Raw genomic sequence first — 23447 nt, 5'->3', positions numbered from 1 at the left:
GTTAAAACAGCATGGCTAAAAGCAAGGCTAAGGACACCAAGAAGAACACGGCCGATGTTGGCTTTGAGGACCAACTGTGGAACGCCGCAGACGTGCTGCGCGGCAACTTGGACGCTGCTGAGTACAAAAACGTCGTATTAGGCCTCATTTTCCTGAAGTACCTCTCGGACCGCTTCGACGAGCGCTATCTAGAGCTCGTCGCAGAGGGTTACGGCGACGAGGAAGATCGTGACTGCTACATGGAGCAGAATGTCTTCTTCGTTCCCGAAGAAGCACGTTGGGCGAACATCTCACAGGCGGCGCATACGCCCGAAATTGGCCAGATCATTGACAATGCCATGCGCGCCATCGAGCGCGAGAACGACAAGCTCAAAGGCGTGCTACCCAAGAACTTCGCTCGTCCCGAACTAGATAAGCGACGCTTAGGCGACGTCGTAGACTTATTCACAAACGTACAAATGACCGATAACGAGAGCGAGAAAGACCTGTTAGGGCGCGCATACGAATATTGCCTACAGAAATTCGCATCAATGGAGGGCAAAAACGCCGGTGAGTTCTATACGCCGTCGTGCATCGTGCGCACGCTAGTTGAAATCCTCCAGCCTTTCCACGGTCGTGTGTACGACCCCTGCTGCGGCAGCGGAGGCATGTTCGTGCAGTCCGCCGCCTTCGTCGAGTACCATGGCGGCAACGTGGTACAGGACATCACTATCTTTGGCCAGGAGAGCAACCCTACCACGTGGAAGCTCGCAAAGATGAACCTCGGTATTCGCGGCATCGAGGCTGACTTGGGCAACTATGCAGACACCTTCAGCGCCGACCAGCACAAGAATGAAAAGTTTGACTATGTGTTGGCAAACCCACCCTTCAACCTCAAGAACTGGGGCGGCGAAGCGCTGCAGGAAGACGTACGTTGGAAGTACGGCATGCCGCCCACGGGCAACGCCAACTTCGCTTGGATGCAGCATATGATTTGGCATCTTAACGGCACGGGCAAGATTGGCCTCGTATTGGCAAACGGGTCGCTTTCGAGCCAGACGAGCGGCGAGGGCGATATCCGACGCGCTATCGTAGAGGACGATTTGGTCGAGGGCATTGTAGCCATGCCGGGGCAGCTGTTCTACAGCACCCAAATTCCCGTGTGTCTGTGGATCCTGAACAAGAAGAAGGCTCAGTCCGGCAAGACGCTATTCATCGATGCCCGCGAAATGGGCACCATGGTCTCTCGCAAACTGCGTGAGTTTACCGAAGAGGACATCAACAAAGTTGCATCCGCATTCGACTCCTTCCGCAAGGGCGAGTTCGAGCCCGTGAAGGGGTTCAGTGCCATAGCGGATTTGGATGAAATCGCCAAGCAAGATTTCATCCTGACGCCCGGTCGCTACGTAGGCATTGCCGAGGCTGCAGACGACGGCGAACCGTTCGAAGAGAAGATGTCGCGCCTGGCCAGCGAGATTTCGAAGTGCTTTGAAGAGTCCAACCGCTTGCAGGAGCAGATTAAGAAGAATCTGGAGGCGATTGGTTATGGGATGTAGGGCATCTTATGTCCCACTGGGCGAAATAGCTAAGTTTGAATCGGGCGGAACCCCGAGCAAAAAGAACAAAAAATACTGGAATGGTTCTATACCCTGGATTAGCGCAAAGACGCTTGTGGGGGATACGGTCTATGAGAGCGACTTTGCAATTACTAAGGAAGGCCTTGAGGCTGGTAGCAAATTAGCACCAAAGGGCTCACTGTTGCTTTTAACGAGAGGTAGCGGGCTGTTTAAACGAATACCACTTGCTATCGCTGGAAAAGAAGTCGCATTCAATCAAGATATAAAGTGCGTCAACTCAGCCGCTAAAGGCATATCAAATAGGTATCTTTTTTATGCACTCACATCGCTGGAGCCTTCCATTTCCGCAATGCTTGAGACAACGGGCATTGGTGCTGGGAAACTAGCGACCGATAGGCTTAAAGCACTGCCGGTCCCCGTTCTTGACGAAGCCGCCAGAGATAAAGTGACCCATTTTGCTGACTGCATCTATCGCAAGATACATCTCAACACTAAGCTAAATGGCTATTTAGCTGCTTGAGATCGACCTTTGAGACGTCGATTTCTCCTGACATTAATTTAGGGAGGAGGACGTCACGAAGAGCGGCGAGACGGTGTTTCTCTTTACTTGAGCTCGATGCTTGGCTAAGCGCTGATTCAATAAAATCAACAGTTGCTCCACTTGGATTACTTGCAACTTTATAAGTGAGCATCTGCTTTTTGTCCCCTCTTGGCATCTTTGTGCCCTTTGCGCCCTTCATGATGTAATCGAAGAAAGCATCGCTGCGCATACATGAATAGAGGTAACCGGACTGCTCCGGTTGCTTGGATCTAAACACTAGGACATCACCCGAACAGGTTCCAGTTCGGTCTGCGTACCAGATTTTTTTAAAGTATGGGCGAATGTTCGAAACCAGAATGTCCCCGGCCTTGTAGACCGTAACTTTTCCGGTTTGGGGCAGGGACGATGGTGCCTGCCTACCCTTCTTGCCAGGGAGCAGAGACTCTGTTGAAACGTAGGTATCAAAGTTAGCCTCATTGTAATCGACTTTCTCTTTCACTAAATCGCATAGCGAGGATAGTTCGACAGCGAAACCTTTTTCGTGATTGGCAACCGCTTCGCACTGTTCTTCTAAATAGCCATTTAGCTTAGCGTTAGTCACAATTTTTGACTCGAACAGTTCAAAGAGGCCAACCAATACGTCCCTGACATCGGATTGAGCCGGAATGTCCCAGTCCAAAAAGTCCTTTCGGGACAAGGACATATTTGTGGTGCCGGTCCCGCGGGCCTTACAATATGCGCGATATTGAGGGGTTCGCAAGCTCCAATAAACATACCGTCTCGTTTTCATATCTAGATCAGGATTGAATTCAAGCTTTACTGTGTCTTGGGTTAGACGACCTTCAGGCAAATCCGACGGAACACGTGCGACAGCGCCGAGCAAATCACACGACTGAGTCAAATCTTTAAGGGAGACATATAAATCCCCTGGATGAAGAAGAATGCGCGAATCAGAGTTGCCTGGGTATCGCTTCCAGGACCCGTGCTTAAATCCTCCGTTACGATGGATGCTGCCCAAACCCAAAAGGACGGGACCCTCCGTCTCCGAAAGTAAAGCGCTTTTATATGTATTCCCTCGAACAAGGGTAGTTACGTCTCCGAGCTTCATTCTAAATACTTCCTATGAGAAGCCTTCACGTTGTTTTGATTCACCATGGCGTAGTGCATGGTGGTATCTATTTTCGCATGCCCTAGCAGCTTTTGCACCTGCTCTATGGGCATTCCCTTATCGATGGCATGGGTGGCAAGCGTGCGGCGAAACTTATGCGGATGAACGCGGTTGATGCCGGCGCTTCTGCCTAGGTCGCGCAAACGGAGTTCTATGCTCCCAACCGTAATACGTCGAGCTGAGGAATCGAGCGCAACAAAGAGTGCAGGACTCTTGTCGACGCGGCTCGAAAGATATTCCGTAAGATGCAACTTAGCACGCGCGTCGAAATAAACGGGGCGCTGCTTATTTCCCTTTCCCATTACAAGGCATTCACGCTCGTGCAGATTGACATCCTTCCTGTCGAGTCGCACAAGTTCGCCAATACGCATGCCCGTCGAAGCGAGTAGATCGACGATGGCAAGATCTCGCTTGGACTCACAGGCATCTCGCAAGACCTCCAGTTCCTCATCGCTAAGCACCTCTTTGGCTACTTGAGCTGTTTTGACGCGACGAATGCGCCTTACAGGACTTTTTACAATGTAATCCTCATCTTCAAGCCACGAATAGAAGCTCGACATGATGCGGCGTATATTATCGATTGTGACTTTACTAGAACCGCGTTTCACCTCGTAATCATTGAGATAACGGCGCAAGTCGTCACTCTCAACCTGGGTATAGGGCTTAGCAAGCGCTGTGTTCATATGCTGTAAGGTTGCCTCATAGTATGCAATGGTTTTAGGAGAGCACCCCTCGACCTCTTTAGCGGTGAGAAAGAGCGCGAGCAGATCTTGTCCCGGTTCCGCTTGTTTCGGTCCAAGTGCCCGTCTAAGCGCAATGGCAAGATGCTTGAGCTGATGTGGGTCGAGAAGGCTCTGCATTTCCGAAAGCACGGCATTGATGACAGTTTCCACGCTGCTCCTTTCGTCGAGTACGATAGCCACAGTGTGGACGACGCGTTGTACATAGTGAAGTAAATGGCTATTTACTTGATTTGGCAACAGCGCAATTTGAGGCTGCGCTGAAAGAGTGTGCGTCCAATGTGAGGCTTGGAGATATCATCGGGCTCGAAGATTCAAAGAGAGTTCCTCTTAATAGCAGGGATCGTAAGAATCGAAAAGGGCCTTATCCATATTACGGGGCAACGTCAATCATGGATTATGTCGACGATTACCTTTTTGATGGGGTGCGGGTGTTGCTTGGTGAAGACGGCTCGGTCATCGATTCTGAGGGGAAGCCCGTTCTTCAGTACGTCTGGGGAAGATATTGGGTCAACAACCATGCCCATATTCTGAAAGCTGCTGGCGCGTATTCTCTAGAAGCTATATATGTCGCGTTGAGGCGCACTTCGATCGGCCATATTGTTACCGGTGCAGTCCAAATGAAGATCAGCCAGCGTAATTTAAAAAAACTCGAGGTATCTATGCCAGATCCGGGGTCGCTCGACTACCTACAGCCCCTTTTCGCTGCATACCGTAATCTGTGTGAAGAAAGTCGCTACCTTGCAACTCTTCGCGACGCCCTTCTGCCCAAGCTCATGTCAGGTGAAATTGACGTCTCGAAGGTCGTCCTCACGCAGCTAAATAGCCATTTAGCTAAGTCTCTACGGCAGCTCGGACTCCATGTCTCGTCGCAAAATAACGGGGCGGCCCGCACCCCTGCGAGCCGCCCCGTGCCCCTAGCTATCGCGTCATAAGGCTAACCAGCGCCACTCCCCTACTTCCCAAATAGCGCACCCAGCAGGCCGCGGCGTTTGGACTTCTCCTCTCGGTAGGAGCCCTCGGCCACCGCTGCCACCTGACGCGGTTGCCCGCCGCCTCCATGGCGCACGATCTGGTATAGGAAGGGCGATTTAACGTATTTGACCTCGATGGGCGTGGCGTGCACGGTGCTTTCGCTCGACAGCATCACGTTGGGATTGAGCGGTGCCACCACATGTGTCTCGCGCTTGTCGCTAAACACTACCGCGGCCGCGCGGCCCGTCTGGCCGTTTACGGCAATGCGCACCTGCTCGCCTTCGCGGCTGTCCGTCGCCGGACGATCGACAAAGTAGACCGGCACCATCACCAGACCATCCTTGTGTTTGCGGGCCTTGCGCGCCCACGTGCGGATACTCTTTTTATTGAGCCCCAGCACCGCCTCGGCATCGTTGCCGGCAACGTCGAGCGCCAGCTTATCAATGACCACCTGGTCCTTGGTAGACGCATCGACGGAAACAACGCGAAAGTCACCTTCCTGCATGGCAGGATCGAACGGCCCCACCTTGCCAAAGTCCCACGGCTCCAAAATGCCCATAAGACGAACGTCCAGGTAGTTTGCCCGCGGATATGCCCAGTCGAGCACCTCGTAGTACACCAAGGTCTCCTTGCTCAGCCCCTTGCCCGGGAAGGACGCCATCATGCGCAAATCCGCGAGCGCCATGGGAAAGTAGAAGAGCATCATGTCGTTTTGGATCGCGTCTTCTACATCGTGACCGGCAAAGGCTTCCGCATACTGGTGCACCAGCTGCAGCGCGTTGGCACGTGCCTGCTGCGGCGAGATTTCGCAGGGAATACCCTGCTCGGGTACATACTCCGCACCAACGCCCATGGTCAGGCGCTTGCTAAAGGTACCGGGCTTGAGTAGGTCTGCAACGCCGATCTTATTGCCGCAGGACGGGCATTCAAATACGCGCTGGGTCGACTCGCCTTCGAAGGATGCGCCACAGAAGGGGCACGGGATGCTCACATGCGCGGCCTCCTGGAACTCCTGCGCCGTGCCGCGGTCCTCCCACAGTAGATGCTCCAGAACCGACTGGTTGCGCCAGTGCGCATGAAAGAAATACCAGTCGGGGTCCACCGGGCGCTCGAGCTGCGACACATGGGTGAGCTTAAGCAACCCATCGACAACCGTCAGCGGCGCATGGCGAATGCCCAGGGCGCTCTTGGGCTCCCCCGCATCGGCCTGCCACGGAACGACCGTGCCGCAATAGGCGCACTCAAAGCTGCGTTGAGCCTGGTGCGAGTACATAGGGCCTCCGCAGTTTTGGCATTTAATGGCAAACATCTCGTCCATGGATACATCCTCCTTTACGCAGGGGCTGTCGACATTAAGTATGTCGGGCAGGCAGGCACAAGCCCATACCCATGTGGCCCAAAATGGAGCACCCGGTCGGACAAGAAGCCCCGATCGTTAGCTCCAGCAGACCATTGCTGCATTTTCTGAGCATCGGCGCACGGCGCGCCCATGCGAGCTACACTATCCCCTTAAACGAGGATGCGAGGAGGTACGCCATGCTATTTGTAAATCGGCTGGTACATACACTTGTTCCTGGCAGCGAGGGCGAGCCGGTCGATGCATCTTGTCGCACCAACGCGGGCTTTGCCGCAAGCCTCATCTGCATTGGCCTCAACATAACCCTGTGCCTGGCCAAGGGCATCGCGGGTCTGCTCGCCGGCTCTGTCTCGCTTGTCGCCGATGCCTTTAACAACCTCTCCGATGCCTCGAGCAACATTGTGAGCTTGCTCGGGTTCCGCCTTGCCAGCCGCCCGGCAGACGAAGGCCACCCCTATGGCCACGGCCGTTACGAATACCTCGCCGGCTTGTTTGTCGCCGTCCTCGTTTGTGCCGTCGGCATCAACCTGGTGCTCGAGTCCATTACCAAGATCATCAAGCCCTCCCCCACCGCCTACACGCTGGTCTCCCTAGCCGCCCTCGTCTTATCCATGCTCGTCAAATTATGGATGGCCGCATTCAACCGCGCGCTGGGCGACCGCATCGACTCGGAGACGCTCATCGCCACGGCGCAGGACTCCAAAAACGACGTCATCACCTCGGGCTCGGTCTTGGCGGCGGCGCTTATTTCGCAGACGACCGGCTTTGACCTCGATGGCTGGGCAGGCCTGGGTGTGGGTATCTTCATCTGCATCAGCGGCATGGGCCTGGTGCGCGACGCCATCAGCCCGCTGTTGGGACAAGCGCCCGACCCCAAGCTCGTCCAGGAAATCCGCGACAGGATCATGTCGTACCCCCAGGTCTTGGGCACACACGACCTCATGGTGCACGACTACGGCCCCGGCCGTCAGTTTGCCAGCGCACACGTGGAAATGCCCGGCGAGGGCGATGCCTTTGAGCACCACGAGATTCTGGATACCATCGAACACGACATCAAACGCCAGATGGGCATCGACATCACGCTGCACTGCGACCCCATCGCCACCACCGGCGACGACCTGCGCGGCTGGGTCAAGCGCGGCATAGCGCAAATCGATCCCGCGCTCTCCATCCACGACCTTCACGAACACGATGGCTTTGTGTCATTTGACCTGGTGCGTCCCGACGGCTTTCGCATCTCCGACGACGAGCTGTTGGAGCGCGTAACGCATATCGTGCACGAGCGCAGGCCCGATGCATCATGCGTTGTCACGTTTGACTCGGGCTTTAGCTCGCCCGACCGTCCGGCCGAGCAGCTGTAATCGACAGCAAAACGGGACGCAGGACCGCCGACCAACGCGCCCATGCGCCCGGTCACGCAATCCTACGTCCCGTTTTTGTTTGCACCGCTAAGGCTCTAGCCGCTCGGTCGCTAGTTTCCTTGCGCGCCCGAAATGCCATTTTGCAGGGCATCCCAGGCGTTCGTTGCCATATCGCCCAGGTTCTGTGCAGTATCGCCGAGATTCTGAGCTGTGTCGCCCAGCTCTTGCGCCTTGTCTCCCAACTCCTGCGCCTTGTTGCTCAGGTCCTCCAGCGTGTTGGAGCTCGAGCTGTCCGCGGTGCCTTGGTCGCCGGACGCGTTGCCCGACGAGCCGTCCTTGCGCGTGAGCTGAATCTCGAGGTTACCGTCAGCGTTGTAGTAGGCAGATGTGACGACCCAGTTGGCATCGACAACAGGTGTTGAGCCATCATCGGTCAGGATCACGGCGTTCGAAAGATCGGCCCCGCGCGACTTGAGGAGCTTCTTGGCGTTTGACCAGTACTGACCCGGGATATCGCTCAGGTCGACGGTGCCGAACTGGGCAGTCTCGGTCTGCTCGGCCGTGGTATCAGTCGTGGCGCCCCGCTTGTTGAGCATGCCCGACACGATGGCAAACACAACCGACAAGGCAAAGAAGATCGCCAGCACGATGAGGATCTTCTTGATCACGCTCGACGAACGCGAAGGCTTCTTCTCCTCGTCCTCGCCATACTGGGGGATGGACTTGGGATACTCACGATACGGCTCGCGCGCGTATCGGTCGTGCGACTCGTAGCGCGGCTGTGCCGTGCGCGGCATATATGTCGTCTGCTGAGGTTGTGGAATGGGATTTTGCAGCAGGTCATCATAAGGGTCTACCGCCGCGTTGCCGTAGGGGTTCTGCGATGAGACACCATGCGGGTCCTGCGCCGCGTTTCCGTAATTCACAACGCGCGTGGGATCGGCCGGCACCTGCGTCGTATCGGGGGCAGCGTAGCCGGGATTCGGCACGACGCGGGTCTCATCGGCGCCATTGCCCGTCCGCGGGGAGCCGTAGCCACCCATTACGGTCGTCTTATCCTGGTCCATGCAACGATTCCTTTCCGTCGCCTGTAAGCATCAAGTTATCCATGCATTCTACCCGCGCAAAAGTCTATGATGGGCAAAGCCTGCCGGTATTTACAAGACGTGTGCGGGCCTAAGGATCAAAAAGCCCCGCCGGGCTTTAGGAGTGCGGCGGGGCGGGCAAGCGGCTATGAGCAGCAGGCTTAGAACAGGCCGGTGATGTTGCCGTCGTTGTCGACGTCGATGTTCTCGGCCGCGGGAACCTTGGGTAGGCCCGGCATGGTCAGAACGCTGCCGGTCAGCGCGACCACAAAGTGGGCGCCGGCGGAAACCTTGAGCTCGCGCACGGTGATGCGGAAGTTCTCGGGCGCGCCCAGAGCCTTGGCGTTATCGCTGAAGCTGTACTGGGTCTTGGCGACGCACACCGGCAGGTTACCAAAGCCGTTCTCGCGCAGCTCGGCGAGCTGGCGCTTGGCAGCCGGCGTAAAGTCGACGCCATCGGCGCGGTAGACCTTGGTGGCAACGGCCTCCAGGGCGTCGGCCACATCGGCACCGTCCTCGTAGGCAAACTTGAGCTCGCTCGGCTGCTCAATCAGGCGCATGACCTCATCAGCCAGGTCGAGTGCGCCCTCGCCGCCCTTGGCCCAAACCTCGGACAGCTTAACGTTGACGCCGAGCTTCTGGCACTCGGACTCGATGAGCGCAAGTTCGGCGTCGGTGTCCGTCGGGAAGCGGTTGATGGCGACCACGCAGGGAAGACCATAGACGTTCTGGATGTTGTCGACGTGACGCAGCAGGTTGGGCATACCGGCCTTAAGGGCCTCGAGGTTCTCGTCGTTGAGGTCGGCCTTGGCAACGCCGCCGTTGTACTTAAGCGCGCGGGCGGTGGCGACGACCACGACAGCGCTGGGGCGAACGCCCGTCATGCGGCACTTGATGTCCAGGAACTTCTCGGCACCAAGGTCGGCGCCAAAGCCGGCCTCGGTAATCGCGACGTCACCAAAACGCATGGCCATGCGGGTGGCCATGATGGAGTTGCAGCCGTGAGCGATATTGGCGAAGGGGCCGCCGTGGACAAACGCGGGCGTGCCCTCGAGCGTCTGCACCAGGTTGGGCTTGAGCGCATCCTTAAGCAGAGCAGCCATGGCGCCCTGAGCCTTAAGGTCGCGGGCGCGGACGGGCTCGCCGGCATAGCTGTAGCCGACGACGATCTCGCCCAGGCGCTCCTTAAGATCGTTGATGCTCGTAGACAGGCACAGAATCGCCATGACCTCGGAGGCAACGGTGATATCGAAGCCGTCCTCGCGCGGCACGCCCTGGGCCTTGCCGCCAATGCCATCGATAACATGGCGCAGTTGACGGTCGTTCATGTCGACGACGCGCTTCCAGGTGATGCGCTTAACATCGATGCCGAGCTGGTTGCCCTGCTGAATATGGTTGTCGAGCATGGCGGCCAGCAGGTTGTTGGCGGCACCGATAGCATGGAAGTCTCCGGTAAAGTGCAGGTTGATGTCCTCCATGGGGATGACCTGGGCCCAGCCGCCGCCGGCGGCACCGCCCTTGACGCCAAAGACGGGACCGAGCGAAGGCTCGCGCAGGGCAACGGCGCTCTTGACGCCGCGACGACGCAGACCGTCGGCCAGACCGATGGTCGTGGTGGTCTTGCCCTCGCCCGCAGGCGTGGGATTGATAGCGGTCACGAGAACAAGCTTGGCCTGGTGATCGGTCGGCTCGTTGAGCAGTGAATAGTCGACCTTTGCCTTGTCGAAGCCGTACGGGATCAGGTGCTTTACGTCGACGCCGGCGTTCTTGGCCACCTCGGTAATGGGCAGCGGCGTGACGGAACGTGCGATTTCGATGTCAGTAGGCATGGGCGGTCCTTTCGTTACCGGATGAGAAAAAGACCAATTCAGCATAGCACGGGCGCGCAATAGTAAAACGCCCATAACCGATGAACGGCGATATGTTTATCCAATGCCCAGCGATAGCCTGACAGCCCGCCAAAACAAAGCGCCCTAAACGGTAGGTTCAATCCCCAGGTGTTCAAAGGTGCGAAGGGTTGCCTGACGGCCCTGCGGCGTACGAATCATCAACCCGCACTGCAACAGGTAGGGTTCGTAGACATCTTCGAGCGTACCCGGATCCTCGCCCACCGCGCTGGCAAGGGTCGTCAGGCCCACGGCACGGCCGGAGAACGTCTTGGCGAGCGTCTCCAAGATGCGAATGTCCATCCAGTCCAAGCCGAGCTCGTCAATCTCGAAGAACTCGAGCGCCTGACGGCAGATATCAAGCTCAATAGGACCGTTGCCGCGCACCTGGGCGTAATCGCGCACACGCTTGAGCAAGCGGTTGGCAAGACGCGGCGTACCGCGCGAGCGCGAGCCGATCTCGAGCGCGCTGGGATGGTCTATTGTCACGCCCAAAATGGTTGCCGAGCGCGTCACAATCTGGGCAAGCTCCTCGACCGTGTAGTAGTCCAGGCGATACGAAATACCAAAACGGTCGCGCAGCGGGCCGGTCAGCATACCCGAGCGGGTCGTTGCCGCCACCAGCGTAAACTTGGGGATATCCAGGCGAATCGAGCGCGCCGCCGGACCTTTGCCAATCACGATATCGAGCGCAAAGTCCTCCATCGCGGGATACAGGACTTCCTCGACCGAACGGTTGAGGCGGTGGATCTCGTCGATAAACAGCACGTCACCCGGCTGCAAGTTGGTAAGGATGGCCGCCAGGTCGCCGGTGCGCGCGATGGCCGGGCCACTCGTCGTCTTAATCTGAGCGCCCAGCTCGTTGGCGATAACGGTGGCCAGCGTGGTCTTGCCCAGACCCGGAGGGCCCGAGAAGATCACGTGGTCGAGCGTCTCGCCACGGCTCTGCGCCGCCTCGATCAGCACGCGAAGGCTCTGCTTGATATGCTCCTGACCGCAGTAGTCGTCCAGGCGCTGGGGACGCAGGGTACGGTCGACATCGAGGTCCTCGGGCGTTAGCTCCGAGCCCACCATGCGCTCACCGTGCGCCATGTATGCCGCCGGCGAGCTGCCGGGCGTCGCCCACAGGTCCTGAGAGTCATCGGCTTCCCACATCACGCATCCATTCCGAGTCGCTTAAGCGCCGCGCCGAGCAGATCCTCGACACGCATATCCTGCCCATCATACCCGCTCAGAGCGACATCGGCCTCCTGCGGGCTAAAGCCCATGGAAAGGAGTGCCGCGCGGGCATCATCGATGGCCGAGGGAGCGGCAGCGGGCACGGGCATCGCAACCTGTCCGGGAATCACGTCGACCGGCACAAAGCCCTTATCCTTGGCAAAGGTACTCTTGAGCTCCAGAATGAGGCGCTGTGCAGTCTTTTTGCCCACACCGGGTACCTTAGCCATGCCCTTGTCGTCCTCGGCCATCACCAGCGAATACAGCTGCCCCACGGTATAGGTGGAAAGCACGGCGAGCGCCAAGCGCGGGCCAACGCCCGAGACGGACACGAGCCGGTCAAACATCGTGCGCTCGTCCTTGGAGGCAAATCCAAAGAGCGTCATGGCGTCCTCGCGCACCTGCATACGCGTGTAGAGGCGGACCTCGCCGCCGGGCGTCGGCAACGTGGCCGCAGTGCTGCCCGAGATGCCGAGCTCAAAGCCCACGCCCGACACATCGACGACAGCAGAGCTCATCGTGGCCTCGACAAGCGTTCCGTGGAGCTGGGAGATCATCAGTATCCGGTTCCTCTCTGTTGATAGAACTCGCCGCCGGTAAGCGCTCGGGTGCGGCTGAGGTTAACATGACAGATGGCGCAGGCCAGGGCATCGGCGGCATGGTCGGGGTGCGGGTCGTGATCGAGCTGCGTAAGCGTACGCACCATGTAGGCGACCTGTCGCTTATCTGCAGCGCCGGTGCCCACAACAGCCTGCTTAATCTGCATAGGCGTGTATTCGCCAATCTCGAGCGCGCACTCCGAAAGCGCCACAAGCGCAGCGCCGCGGGCATGCGCCGTGGGGATGGCCGAACGAACGTTGGCGCCAAAGTAGATGCTCTCGATAGCAGCGGTATCGGGACGATAGCGTTCGACAACGCCCTTGAGGTCGCGGGCGATATGCGACAGGCGCACCGCGAGCGGACTTCCAGCACTGGTCTCGATGCAGCCATAGGCACGACAGCGAACCTCGCCACGTCGCTCCTCGATAATCCCCCACCCCGTATGGGCCAAACCAGGGTCGATACCCAAGATAACCAAGCCAACCTCCCCTCGTCACAAGCGCAGCGCAAGGCAAGGCCCCACGCACTATTCACGAACGTCTGTTCTAGAATAACACAACAGCGACCGTATCTGGCAAGCAAGGTCGAACCATAGGTTGAGCATAAGTCAGCGAGCGAGTCTCTGCCGTGGCAAGGTGTCGAGAAAGAGGAGCGCCGCGTACTTCTGTACGCAAGCGACGGTTTGAGCGGCAGATGGCCCGGCAGGGGCTCGCGTAGCGTCGACTCGTTACGCGGTTTGGCAAAACCGCGTAACCTTGGCCCTATCCCCAGTTTAGTTCTGCGAGAAAAAAGGAAACTGACGGGGATCCACCGGCGGATGTGGCATCGGCGTGCCCTGGGGCCCGCCCTGCGGTCCGCCCTGGCCGCCCATCATCCTTTCGATGGCGTCCTGGACCTCGCCCTCGAACTTTTTCATTCCCTCGTGCAAACGACGCTGACCGTCCTCAGAGCGCAGCTCCTCCATCTGCTCGGGCGAAATACCCAACAGCTCACCCAACAGACCCATCATCTCACCGCGCATGCGATCGCCCGTATCGCTATCGGCAAAGCGGCGCACTTCGGCGCGCGCCAGTGAATCAACCGTCATGCGCTCCTTGCCGTTGAGCCCCAAATCGGACCACGCAAGCATGTACGGCCAAGCGCGCTCGGCAAACGAACGGGCCGAAACGATCGGCGCCGTCGGCAACATGCGACGGGCAGCCTCACCCTGTCGAACGAGCATCAGCAGCAGCGAGCAGGCCTCAGGCTTGCCAGCGGCCATCGGGATGTCGTCGAAAGATCGATTGCGGTCCACGTGCGCCTCGAGCGCGCCATCGACCTCACCCGGCTCAAGCCCGCCGAGCAGCTGTGCCGCGCGGTCGAGCATATCGACCGGACCGTCGAGCGTCGAGAGCGCCTGCGCCAGCACTCGCTCCATACAATCTTCCACCGCGTTGAGCGTCACGAGCTCTTGGGGCACCACGGCAGACGTGCGGTTGCGCACGCGCGCCACAAACTCAAGCGTCGACAGGTACACATCGCCAAAGGGCGCAAAGTCGCCCTGGTAGCCGCCGGACAGTGCGGGCGCCGCCAGCGCGTACTCGGTCTTGGAGAGCGGGCTCAACGCCATGGCGCCCAGCTCGAGCGCCGTGTCCTCCAACATCAGGCCCAGCGCACGCGAGCGCAGACGCTCGGCATCGCCCGCCGACACGTCGCGATCGAGCACACGCGCCGCATCCGGTGCATCGCGCTCGACGGTGCGAATGTGCAGGCGCTCGGCAATCGCGCGGACGGCGGCACAGCGGGCAGCCTCGGCCTCTTCCTGAGCCGGCGTAAAGATACGGTTGCGCCCCAGCACAAGGCCAATCACATTACGCGGGCCCAGAGCGTCAACGGCAAGTGCCGCCAGCAGGGACGACGGCAAGTCACCCTCGAGTGCCACCACAGCACGCGACGTGCCGCGAGCGCGGGCGTTGTCGCGCACGGCGAGCACCAGCGCCTGCCACAGCCACTCCTCGGAACGAAACTCGGGCAGTTCGTGATCTTCCAGGGCATCGAGCATCACGCCGCGCTGAATCTCCTGAACCAGCAGGCTCTCCTCAAAACACGGCGCCTGGGCCACCACGCGACCGCAGTCGTCGAGCACAAACGAACCGCCGGTATATACCGACTCGTCGTACGCACCGACCGGCGCCATGCAGGCAAACCACACGCTGCGCTTAGATGCGATCTTGCGGTAGGCACCGCTGCGAACGGCGGCGATGGCGGCAGTCTCGCGGTCGGTCATGTCAAACGCGTTGAATTGGAAATACGCAATAAGGTCAACACCGGTCGGCAACATCTCGAGTTCGCGGTCCAAGTCAAAAATCACGGCGATGCGCACGCCGTCCACGTCGAACACCGGCGGCGCCCAACGCGTGTCGTTGTTCTCGCCACGCTGCAGGGCAATGCTCGATCGCGCCGGCACCACATGACCGTCCTTGAGCATCATGTAGTCGAGCAGCGGCTGGCCCTCAAACGAAACGGCCGCGGGCACGATGCAGATCATATCGAGCTCTTGGATACGCTCGGCAACACCGGTCAGGCCTGTCAGCATGTCGTGCTCAAAGTCGGCAGTACCCACCAGGCCGCCGGGCAGAGCACCCATAAAGAGCGGAGCCGGGACGCACAGCACGCGCGCCCCGCGCTCGTGGGCCAGACGAGCCTGGTCCTCGATGCGACCGCAAATGCCCTCAATATCACCCAGGCGCATATCGATCTGTGCAAGCGCGAGCTTCATGGCCCAGCCCTTTCCGTCGTAAACCATCGAAACCGTAGTAAAAGCGCCGGCCGCATAATGCAGCCGGCGCTTGCATGTGCATATGCTAGCTATGATACCCCGAGCGGGGGCGCGCTCCTAGAACGTCGCGGACCACAGCCCATGCAGGTTGCAGTAGGCATAGACGGTACCGGTCTTGGAGCCGCCAGCGAAAAACGTCGCGGGCTTCATGCCGGGCTCAAGGTAATGGACCTCCAGGCGGCCCTCGGCCTCAAGCGCGATCCACTCGATGTAGTGCTCGGGCAGCATGGGGTGCTCCGTCGAGCCCACGCGCGCACGAATGACGTGGCCGTCGCGCTCGATCTCGACAACAGGCACGTGCTTCTCGTGCGCCGCATCCTCGGTGTTTGCCGTCAGCTCCGTGCAGCCGGCAGGGGTCGCAACGTCGTCGCCAAGAGCGGCAACGAGCTTGCCGTCGGAGTCTTTAAAGAATTTCGCCATGATGTTCTCCTTTGCTGATGTGCCAATGTTCTCAATGGTTCTTATGCCCAAAGAGCGCCGAACCATCCATGGCATTACAAATGAACACATAACGGGTGAGGCAAGCGGTCGGGCCAGGACGAACCGGCGACCTGGCCCAGCCCGGCAGCCCCATCCCGCGCGCAGCTAGCGACCGTCGCCACCGAGCAGCGCCAGAACATCCTCGCGGGTAAACAGCGCCGACGAAATGCCATCGCCGCCGAGCACACTGTTGACCAGGTCGCGCTTGGACTCCTGCATCTGCATGATGCGTTCCTCGATCGTGTCCTTGGCGATGAGCTTGTACACGGTCACGGTGTGCTGCTGGCCAATGCGGTGGGCGCGGTCGGTCGCCTGGTCCTGCGCCGCCACGTTCCACCACGGGTCGTAGTGGATGACCACGTCGGCAGCCGTCAAATTAAGGCCCACGCCGCCCGCCTTGAGCGAAATCAAGAACACCGGCACCTCGCCCGCTTGGAACTGCGCAACCATCTTGGCGCGGCTCTCTTTAGACGATGCGCCCGTAAGCTTAAGGAAGGCGATATCCTCCTTGGCCAGGCGCTTGCCGATGATATCGAGCATGCCCGTAAACTGGCTGAACAGCAAGATGCGATGACCGCCGTCGAGCGCGCCGCGGACGAGCTCCATACACGTATCGAGCTTGGCGCTTCCCGCCTTGTAGTCCGCGTAATGCAGATGAGGATCACAGCAGATCTGGCGCAGCTTGGTGAGCTCGGCAAGTACCTTGAGCTTATCTTTTTTGAACTCCCCGGCCTCGCGGTGCTGCACTTGCTGGGCAATGCGGTCCTGGTTGGCCAGGTAGAGCTTACGCTGCTCGCCGGTAAGCTGCGCCATCACCGTGTCCTCGATCTTCTCGGGCAGGTCGGCCACCACGTCTTCCTTGACGCGGCGCAGCACAAACGGCGACACGAGCGCCTGCAGGCGAGCGGCGCTGTCACCCTCGACGTGCTCGACCGGGCTTTCGAAGCGCTTGGCAAACGACTCGCGCGTGCCGAGCAGGCCCGGCATCAAAAAGTCGAAGATGCTCCAGAGCTCGGACAAGCGGTTTTCGATGGGCGTGCCCGTCAAGGCAAAGCGCACAGCGGCCGGCAGACGCTTTGCGGCGCGAGCCACCTGCGTGAGCGGGTTTTTAATGTACTGGGCTTCGTCCAGCACCACGCGGGCAAAGTCCTGCTCGACGTACTCGTCGATATCGCGGCGCATGAGGTCATACGACGTCACGACCACGTTATGCTCGGCCACGCCGGCTATCTGCACGCGACGTTGGGCCTTGGTGCCCACAATGGCGCACACATCGAGCGACGGGGCAAAGCGCTCCAGCTCGGCGGTCCAGTTGTACACAAGCGACGCAGGGCACACCACAAGCGTGGGCTTAGCGTCCCCCGCCTCCACGCGCGCCAGGATATGCGCGATCATCTGGAGCGTTTTGCCCAGGCCCATGTCGTCGGCCAAGATGCCGCCAAGGCCCAGGTGTTCGAGCGAACCGAGCCACTGGTAGCCATCGACCTGGTAGCCACGCAGCGTGGCCTTGAGCGAGGCCGGCACCGTAAAGTCCATCTTGCCGAGCGTGTCCAGGCGCTCGACGGTGCGACGGAATGCAGCGTCGCGATCGACTTCGAGCGCGGACGTGCGCGCAAGCATGCTGTCGACGAACAGGGTACTCGACGCGGGAAGCGACACGCCGTCAAGCAGGTCGACAGCATCGACCCCCAGACCCTCGGCAAGGCCAAACGCGGCGCGCGCTCCCTCGTCCAGGCGAATGATGTCGCCCGACGTGAGACGAGCAAACGTCTGGTGACGCTTGTAGGAATCGAGGTAGATGGCAAGGTCTGCCGCCGAAAGGCCGCTCGCGCCCAGTTCGACGTCGAGCAGGTTACTCTTGACGGTGGCGCGCACTGAAAGCTTGGGGGCAGGGCGGACAGAGATCTGGCGCAGACGGTCGCTGAGCATGACCTCGCCCAGCTCGGACAGGGCAGACAGGCCCTCAGTCAGCAAGTGGAACAGGCTCTCGTCATCGCGTTCCTCAAACGCCAGGCCACCCTCGTAAAAGTCGAAATACAGAGCCGCCGTATCCATAACGCGAAACTCTGCCACCTCGTCGCGCGGCGGCACGCCCGGGCGCTGCTCTTCGAAGGGGCTGCCCGGAGCGCCCATGCTAAAGAGATCTGCCGACCAGTCGCCGTAGGTAACCGTAATTTTGCAGGTCACGAGCCCATCGTCGACGCCGATCGCCATGGCAAAGCTTGGCTCGGGCGCCACGGTATCGAGCACAGCGGGCGCGGTAAGGTCGGTGTAGTCGCGCAAGATAGGCAGCGCCATGCGGCAAAACTCACCCACCTGGTCGGCGGCGATATGGACCGGTGTGCGGCAGGGCAACAAGTGCGATAGGAACGGCGCGGCATGTTGGGCAAACGCCGTGTCGGTACGGCGCGCGCGGCGCGTATCGACCAGATAGGCGACGTCGCCCGAGGCAAAGCAGTATGTATCGGCCGGAAGGCGCAAGTCGTAGCTGCCCCCCGCCGCCGGCACAATCTTGGCAGCAATCAGCGGCGGGCGCTTAGCCGGGACTTCGTTCTCCCCTTCCGGCAACGGCTCGACTGTCACCTCGTAGGCGCGGTGCGTCGTCGTCCCCCGCGACCAAGCAGGTTCAAAGGACATGGTCCTGCCACGCAGCAGGTCCAACACGGACACGATGGAATACTCGGATATCGGCAGCTGACGCTCGGCGACAAAACCGCTGCGGGCAAAGTCGTACGATGCCGAGCGCGAGCTCGTAATATCGCCTAGGTAGGCGACCGTCATTGCAACAAAGTCGAGCAGCTTTGCCGATACATCATCGAAAGCCTCGGGCGCATGAAGGAACGTAAGCTTCTTGCCATAGGAGAACGTACCGCCGCGCACATAGGCATCGGCCATGCCGTCGATATCCTTAACCACGTAGGACACCGAGCCGCAGCGGATGCGGAACTCGAGCGCCCAGCTAAAGCGATCGGCAAACAGCGGATTGTAGTACGGCACCAGCGAGGGCTCCAGCACTGCTTTGGGCGCATCGGGGTCAATGGTGCCAGCGAGCTTGCGGCGCATGGCCACGAGTTTATCCATGCGCGCGTCCGAAAGATCGGAAAGCGCTGCCACAAGGCTCGGGCTCGTGGGCACGGGCGCCGGGAAGGGAAAGTTGGGGTTGACCGCAGATGCGCTGGGCGCGGGGCGTGTGGGCTGATTGGACTGTGCGGGCGACACCGTAAACGTGCGGACCGGCGTGCGCAAACCCTCGACGGGCTCGGCGCCGCTGGCATCCAGATACGCCAACGCCGTGGCGATGGCGTGCTTGCACATGCCGGAATAGCGGAAGGCGGCGGGGCAATCGCAGTCGTAGTCGACAACCTCGTGCTCGTCCATATCGAGCGCCACGTGCGTCTTATACAGGTCGCCGCGCGAGCCACGCACCGTGCCCTCGATATTCACGTTTTTGGAGAAGCGCGAGCCGGAGTCCTCAAACGACAGCACGGCGCCGTTGAGCATGAGCGAACGCCCCTTCATAAAGGTACTGCTGAGCGCCGCCTCCTTACGAAGCGTCTGCACAAACGTCCCCTGCGCCATCGCTTCCTCCAATCTCACCCGGGGTAGCTAATTTGGGACGGGGCTATTTTAGCTACCCCCATATGTCGGTTGAGATGTGTTACGACCCCGACTCATTCGCCGTCAGCCAAAGGGTAGCTAAAAAAGCCCCGTCCCAAATTAGCTACCCCGCCAACGGCGTCCTTAGATCACCGTCACTCTGCCTTGGTTACCCACGATGGCCTTGGCCTCGGCCAACAGCGGAATCGAGCGTGCGTTGACCTTAGCAGGTACCTCGGCACGCAACACGCGCCCGTCCGCCTGCTCGATAAAGATCTCTACGCGGTCGCCGCCCGGGTTGGCAGTGAGCACCGTGGCAAGACGCGCCATGTTGCCCTGGCTAAAGCGGCTGTTGGGCACCATGACCTCAAACACCTTGGGCTTGTTGTTCTCCTCGTTGAGCTCAAGCGGCACAATCTCCTGCGCGATGATCTGGTCGCCGCGGTCCGAGCGCTCGAGCTTGCCCTTAATGCGCACAAACGCATCGGACAGTTGCGCGCCGGTCTCGGGGTCGACCTCGCCGTACAGATACCCCTCGGCCTCCTTGAAGGTCTTGGGGAACACCACGACCGTGGCCTCGCCTTCCATGTCCTCGAGCTGCACGATGCCCATGGGTTCGCCGTTTTTGGTCACGCGCTTGGACACGCTCGAGACCATACCGGCCCACCACAGCGCCTTGCCCTCGGGAATTTCCTGGTTGATGGTGCCGCCCGTGGGGTTTTGCACCTCGTAGCCGGTGTCGATCTGCGAGAACGAGAAGTCGCGCGCTTTGCTGAGCGCATACTCAAACGGGCGCAGCGGGTGGTCCGAGACATAGATGCCCAGAACCTCCTTCTCCTGGCTCAGCTTAAGGTGGCGGTCCCATTCCTGGCCATCCGGATCGGGTACGCTCACCTCAAAGCCCGAGCCCTCAACGTCGCCAAACATGTCGAAGAACGACGTCTGGCCGCTCGCGCGATCCTTCTGGCGCTTTGCCGCGGCATCGATGATGTTCTCGGGGTTGTTCTTGTCCACAAAGTGCATCATCTGACGACGCGGATACCCCGTGGAGTCGAAGGCACCTGCCTTGATGAGCGATTCGATCACGCGACGGTTGGCCTGGCTCGAATCCACGCGCTCGACAAAATCATGCAGCGTCTTAAACGGACCGCCCGCCTCGCGCTCGGCGATAATCGCCTGCGCCACGCCGGTGCCCACGCCGCGGATGCCGGCCAGACCAAAGCGCACACCTTCCTTGGTAGCCGTGAACTCGGTACCGGACTCGTTGACATCTGGCGAAAGCACGGGGATGCCGTCGTGACGGCATGCCGAGACGTAGTGCACGATCTTGTCGGTCTTGCCCGTATAGGACGTCAGGACGGCCGCCATGTACTCGTGCGGATAGTGCGCCTTGAGCCACGCCGTCTGCATAACCAAGATGGCGTAGCCGGCGGAGTGCGACTTGTTAAAGGCGTAGGACGCGAACTCGAGAACATCGTCCCAAATCTTCTGGGCGACCTCGCGCGTGTAGTTGTTCTTGATGGCGCCGTTCATCCAGTGGTCGTAGGTGGTCTCGTCCGAGCCATCCTCCCAGTGGAGCACCGTCGACGTGAGCAGCTTGATCTTTTTCTTAGCCACGGGCTTACGGATACGCGAGTCCGATTCGCCCTTGGAGAAGCCGCACATCTCGACGGAGATGAGCATAACCTGCTCCTGGTAGACCATGGTGCCGTAGGTTTCACCCAAGATGTCGTCCAGACGGTCGTCGTAGGAGACGGCCGGCTCCTTGCCGTTCATACGGTTGATGTAGGACGAAACCATGCCGGCGCCCAGCGGGCCCGGGCGGTACAGGGCGATCAATGCCACGACGTGCTTGTACTCGGTGGGCTTCATGTTCTTGATCGTGGCCGTCATGCCGGCGGACTCGACCTGGAAGACGCCGGCGGTGTGGCCGGAGCCCATGAGCTTAAAGATCTCGGGATCGTCAAAGGGAATCTCTTCCTCTTTGATGTCGATGCCGAAGTTCTTTTTGATGTTTGCCTTGGCCTTGGAGATAACCGTCAGCGTACGCAGGCCCAAGAAGTCCATCTTGAGCAGGCCCATGTCGGCAACGGTATGGCCCTCGTACTGGGTAATCTCGACGCCGCCCTTGGTGTCGAGCTTGGTGGGCACGTGCTCGTTGACGGGGTCGCGGCAGATCAGAACGGCGCACGCATGAACGCCCTCGCCACGGGTGAGGCCCTCGATCGAGAGCGCCGTGTCGATGATGCGGCGGGCGTCGTCGTCCTTTTTATAGGCCTCGGCAAAGTCGGGGTTAAACAGATCCTCTTTGCCCGGTTGTTTTTCGAGCACCTGCTTGAGCTTGACCTTGGGGTCGCTCGAGACCATCTTGGACAGGCGCTGGCCCATGTAGACCGGGTAGTCCAGGACGCGCGCGGCGTCGTTGATGGCCTGCTTGGCCTTAATGGTCGAGTAGGTGATGACGTGGGTGACCTTCTCGGGACCGTAGAGCTGGCGAACGTGCTCCACGACCTCGAGACGCCGCTCATCGTCGAAGTCCATATCGATATCGGGCATCTCGGTACGCTGCGGGGACAGGAACCTCTCGAACATCAGACCGTTCTCGAGCGGGTCGAACGCGGTGATGTTCATGGCGTAGGCGACGATAGCGCCGGCGGCCGAGCCACGGCCGGGGCCGACGCCGATGCCGTTGTCCTTGGCCCATTGCACGTACTCGGCGACGATCAAAAAGTAGGCGGCAAAGCCCTTGTCGCAAATGACCTTGTATTCGTACTCAAAGCGCTCTTTGATGTTGACGCCACCGATCTCGCGCGTGGCCCAGTCGTCACCGTAGTGCTGGCGCAGGCCCTTCTCGCACTCGCGGCGGAACTGGCTCTCGTGCGTCTCGCCGGGATCGAGCAGCGGAAAGCGCGGCAGGATGATGGAGTCCCAGTCCAGCTCAACGTAGCACTTGTCGGCGATCTCGAGCGTGTTGTCGCAGGCCTCGGGGCAATACGGGAACATCGCCCGCATCTCCTCCTCGGTCTTCATGTAAAACTCCGAGCCGGTCATGCGCATGCGGTTGGGGTCGTCGACCTTGGCGTTCATGCCGATGCACATGATGACGTCCTGCACGGGCGCGTCCTCGCGGCGCAGGTAGTGGAAGTCGTTGGTGGCGATGACCTTGACGCCCACCTGTTTGGCGATATCAATGAGCGTGCGGTCCATCTGCTCGTCGGTCAGGCCGTTATCGGTGGTAATGCCGTGTTCCTGGATCTCGATGTAAAAGTCACCAGGCTCGAAGGTATCACGGAAGGTCTCGGCCCACTTGATGGCGCCCTCCATGTCACCGCGGTCGATGTATTTGGGGATGATGCCCGCGATGCAGGCGCTGGTGCAGATCATGCCCTTGGCGTGGCGGCGCAGGTTGTCGAGCGTCACGCGCGGCTTGTAGTAAAAGCCCTGCACGGCGGCCTCGGAGACCGTTTGCATCAGGTTGACGTAGCCCTCCTGGTCCTTGGCCAGAAGGATCATGTGGTAGAGCTCGGGTTTGTGGTCGCGGGCGAGCGTCTCGTCCGGCGTAAAGTAGACCTCGCAGCCAAAGATGGGCTTGATGACCAGAGGCGGCTTGAGCTCGTCGATATTGCCCTTCTCGTCCCACATGGCCATGTCCTTCACATACTGGGCATGCTCGCGCGGGTTTGCCTCGGGATCGGGCTCCACCAGCTCGTCACGGCGGTCCTTTTCCAAGAAGGCCTTGTCGTGGCTCCACGTTTTGTACTCGGGCGTATTGTGGTTGACGGCGTCGCAGGCCAGCGCCAGGTCGGGCACGCCATACATGTAGCCGTGGTCGGTAATGGCCACGGCGGGCATGCCCAGCTCTACGGCACGGTTGACCATATCCTGGATACGGGTTGCGCCGTCGAGCATGGAGAAAACAGTGTGGTTGTGCAGATGGACGAATGCCATGTGATGAGCTCCGATGCGGGTTCGTGTTCTGACTGAACGATTTTACCCCACGGCACGGACAGCGCCCGAACCTAGCCAAACCCACACGGGTAGCTAATTTGGGACGGGGCTCTTTTA

16 protein-coding genes are annotated in these 23447 nt (G+C 59.8%); 4 read left to right on the top strand and 12 right to left on the bottom strand.

Annotated elements, in window-relative coordinates:
• The first annotated feature begins 11 nt into the window (after positions 1 to 11).
• Positions 12 to 1535, top strand: a complete 1524-nt coding sequence (locus ACTQVX_RS01830) for an N-6 DNA methylase (RefSeq protein ID WP_441546371.1) — start codon at positions 12 to 14, stop codon at positions 1533 to 1535.
• On the top strand, positions 1525 to 2076 hold the full coding sequence (locus ACTQVX_RS01825; RefSeq protein WP_441560059.1) for a restriction endonuclease subunit S: 552 nt from the start codon (positions 1525 to 1527) through the stop codon (positions 2074 to 2076). Before ACTQVX_RS01830 ends, ACTQVX_RS01825 begins: the two co-directional genes overlap by 11 nt.
• Here the strand turns inward: ACTQVX_RS01825 and ACTQVX_RS01820 are convergent.
• Both ACTQVX_RS01820 and xerA read right to left on the bottom strand, forming a co-directional pair.
• Positions 2048 to 3205 (bottom strand): restriction endonuclease subunit S, encoded by a 1158-nt coding sequence (locus tag ACTQVX_RS01820; protein WP_441560058.1) that lies wholly within the window; start codon positions 3203 to 3205, stop codon positions 2048 to 2050. The genes ACTQVX_RS01825 and ACTQVX_RS01820 overlap by 29 nt on opposite strands.
• Positions 3202 to 4158, bottom strand: a complete 957-nt coding sequence (gene xerA / locus ACTQVX_RS01815) for a site-specific tyrosine recombinase/integron integrase (RefSeq protein WP_441560057.1) — start codon at positions 4156 to 4158, stop codon at positions 3202 to 3204. Before xerA ends, ACTQVX_RS01820 begins: the two co-directional genes overlap by 4 nt.
• A 128-nt stretch (positions 4159 to 4286) precedes the next feature.
• On the opposite strand from xerA, the gene ACTQVX_RS01810 reads away from it, so the two are divergent.
• The gene (locus tag ACTQVX_RS01810) at positions 4287 to 4940 is read left to right on the top strand and encodes a restriction endonuclease subunit S (protein ID WP_441560056.1); all 654 of its coding nucleotides are present in this window, start codon (positions 4287 to 4289) and stop codon (positions 4938 to 4940) included.
• A 20-nt stretch (positions 4941 to 4960) separates the two neighbouring features.
• On the opposite strand, the gene ACTQVX_RS01805 is transcribed toward ACTQVX_RS01810, so the two are convergent.
• Entirely contained in the window at positions 4961 to 6298 is a 1338-nt protein-coding gene (locus ACTQVX_RS01805) for a hypothetical protein (RefSeq protein WP_441546368.1), read from the bottom strand.
• Positions 6299 to 6516: 218 nt separating this feature from the next.
• On the opposite strand from ACTQVX_RS01805, the gene ACTQVX_RS01800 reads away from it, so the two are divergent.
• Complete coding sequence (locus tag ACTQVX_RS01800) at positions 6517 to 7698, top strand: cation diffusion facilitator family transporter (protein WP_441560055.1); 1182 nt, start codon at positions 6517 to 6519, stop codon at positions 7696 to 7698.
• Positions 7699 to 7808: 110 nt separating this feature from the next.
• Here ACTQVX_RS01800 and ACTQVX_RS01795 read toward each other — a convergent pair whose 3' ends face one another.
• From ACTQVX_RS01795 to dnaE, 9 genes are all read right to left on the bottom strand, one after another.
• A complete protein-coding gene (locus tag ACTQVX_RS01795; protein ID WP_441560054.1) occupies positions 7809 to 8765 on the bottom strand; it encodes a hypothetical protein in 957 nt (318 codons plus the stop codon).
• Positions 8766 to 8944: 179 nt separating this feature from the next.
• The gene (locus ACTQVX_RS01790) at positions 8945 to 10612 is read right to left on the bottom strand and encodes a formate--tetrahydrofolate ligase (protein WP_441560053.1); all 1668 of its coding nucleotides are present in this window, start codon (positions 10610 to 10612) and stop codon (positions 8945 to 8947) included.
• A 144-nt stretch (positions 10613 to 10756) separates the two neighbouring features.
• Entirely contained in the window at positions 10757 to 11824 is a 1068-nt protein-coding gene (gene ruvB / locus ACTQVX_RS01785) for a Holliday junction branch migration DNA helicase RuvB (RefSeq protein ID WP_441540514.1), read from the bottom strand.
• Positions 11824 to 12444 carry a Holliday junction branch migration protein RuvA gene (gene ruvA / locus ACTQVX_RS01780; RefSeq protein ID WP_427793317.1) on the bottom strand — a complete coding sequence of 207 codons (621 nt, stop codon included), beginning with the start codon at positions 12442 to 12444 and terminating at the stop codon, positions 11824 to 11826. The genes ruvB and ruvA overlap by 1 nt, the downstream gene beginning before the upstream one ends.
• Complete coding sequence (gene ruvC, locus ACTQVX_RS01775; RefSeq protein ID WP_035137351.1) at positions 12444 to 12965, bottom strand: crossover junction endodeoxyribonuclease RuvC; 522 nt, start codon at positions 12963 to 12965, stop codon at positions 12444 to 12446. Before ruvC ends, ruvA begins: the two co-directional genes overlap by 1 nt.
• Positions 12966 to 13259: 294 nt before the next feature.
• Positions 13260 to 15245 carry a hypothetical protein gene (locus ACTQVX_RS01770; RefSeq protein ID WP_441560052.1) on the bottom strand — a complete coding sequence of 662 codons (1986 nt, stop codon included), beginning with the start codon at positions 15243 to 15245 and terminating at the stop codon, positions 13260 to 13262.
• A 117-nt stretch (positions 15246 to 15362) separates the two neighbouring features.
• Complete coding sequence (locus ACTQVX_RS01765; RefSeq protein ID WP_154515902.1) at positions 15363 to 15725, bottom strand: desulfoferrodoxin family protein; 363 nt, start codon at positions 15723 to 15725, stop codon at positions 15363 to 15365.
• Positions 15726 to 15890: 165 nt separating this feature from the next.
• On the bottom strand, positions 15891 to 19364 hold the full coding sequence (locus ACTQVX_RS01760) for a DEAD/DEAH box helicase (protein ID WP_441560051.1): 3474 nt from the start codon (positions 19362 to 19364) through the stop codon (positions 15891 to 15893).
• A gap of 162 nt (positions 19365 to 19526) precedes the next feature.
• On the bottom strand, positions 19527 to 23330 hold the full coding sequence (gene dnaE, locus ACTQVX_RS01755; protein ID WP_441560049.1) for a DNA polymerase III subunit alpha: 3804 nt from the start codon (positions 23328 to 23330) through the stop codon (positions 19527 to 19529).
• Positions 23331 to 23447: the final 117 nt, after the last annotated feature.

It is taken from the genome of Collinsella sp. LCP19S3_A6 (assembly GCF_052122015.1).
In the GTDB taxonomy this organism is placed as follows: domain Bacteria; phylum Actinomycetota; class Coriobacteriia; order Coriobacteriales; family Coriobacteriaceae; genus Collinsella.
This window is presented reverse-complemented; position numbering and strand designations above follow the sequence as displayed.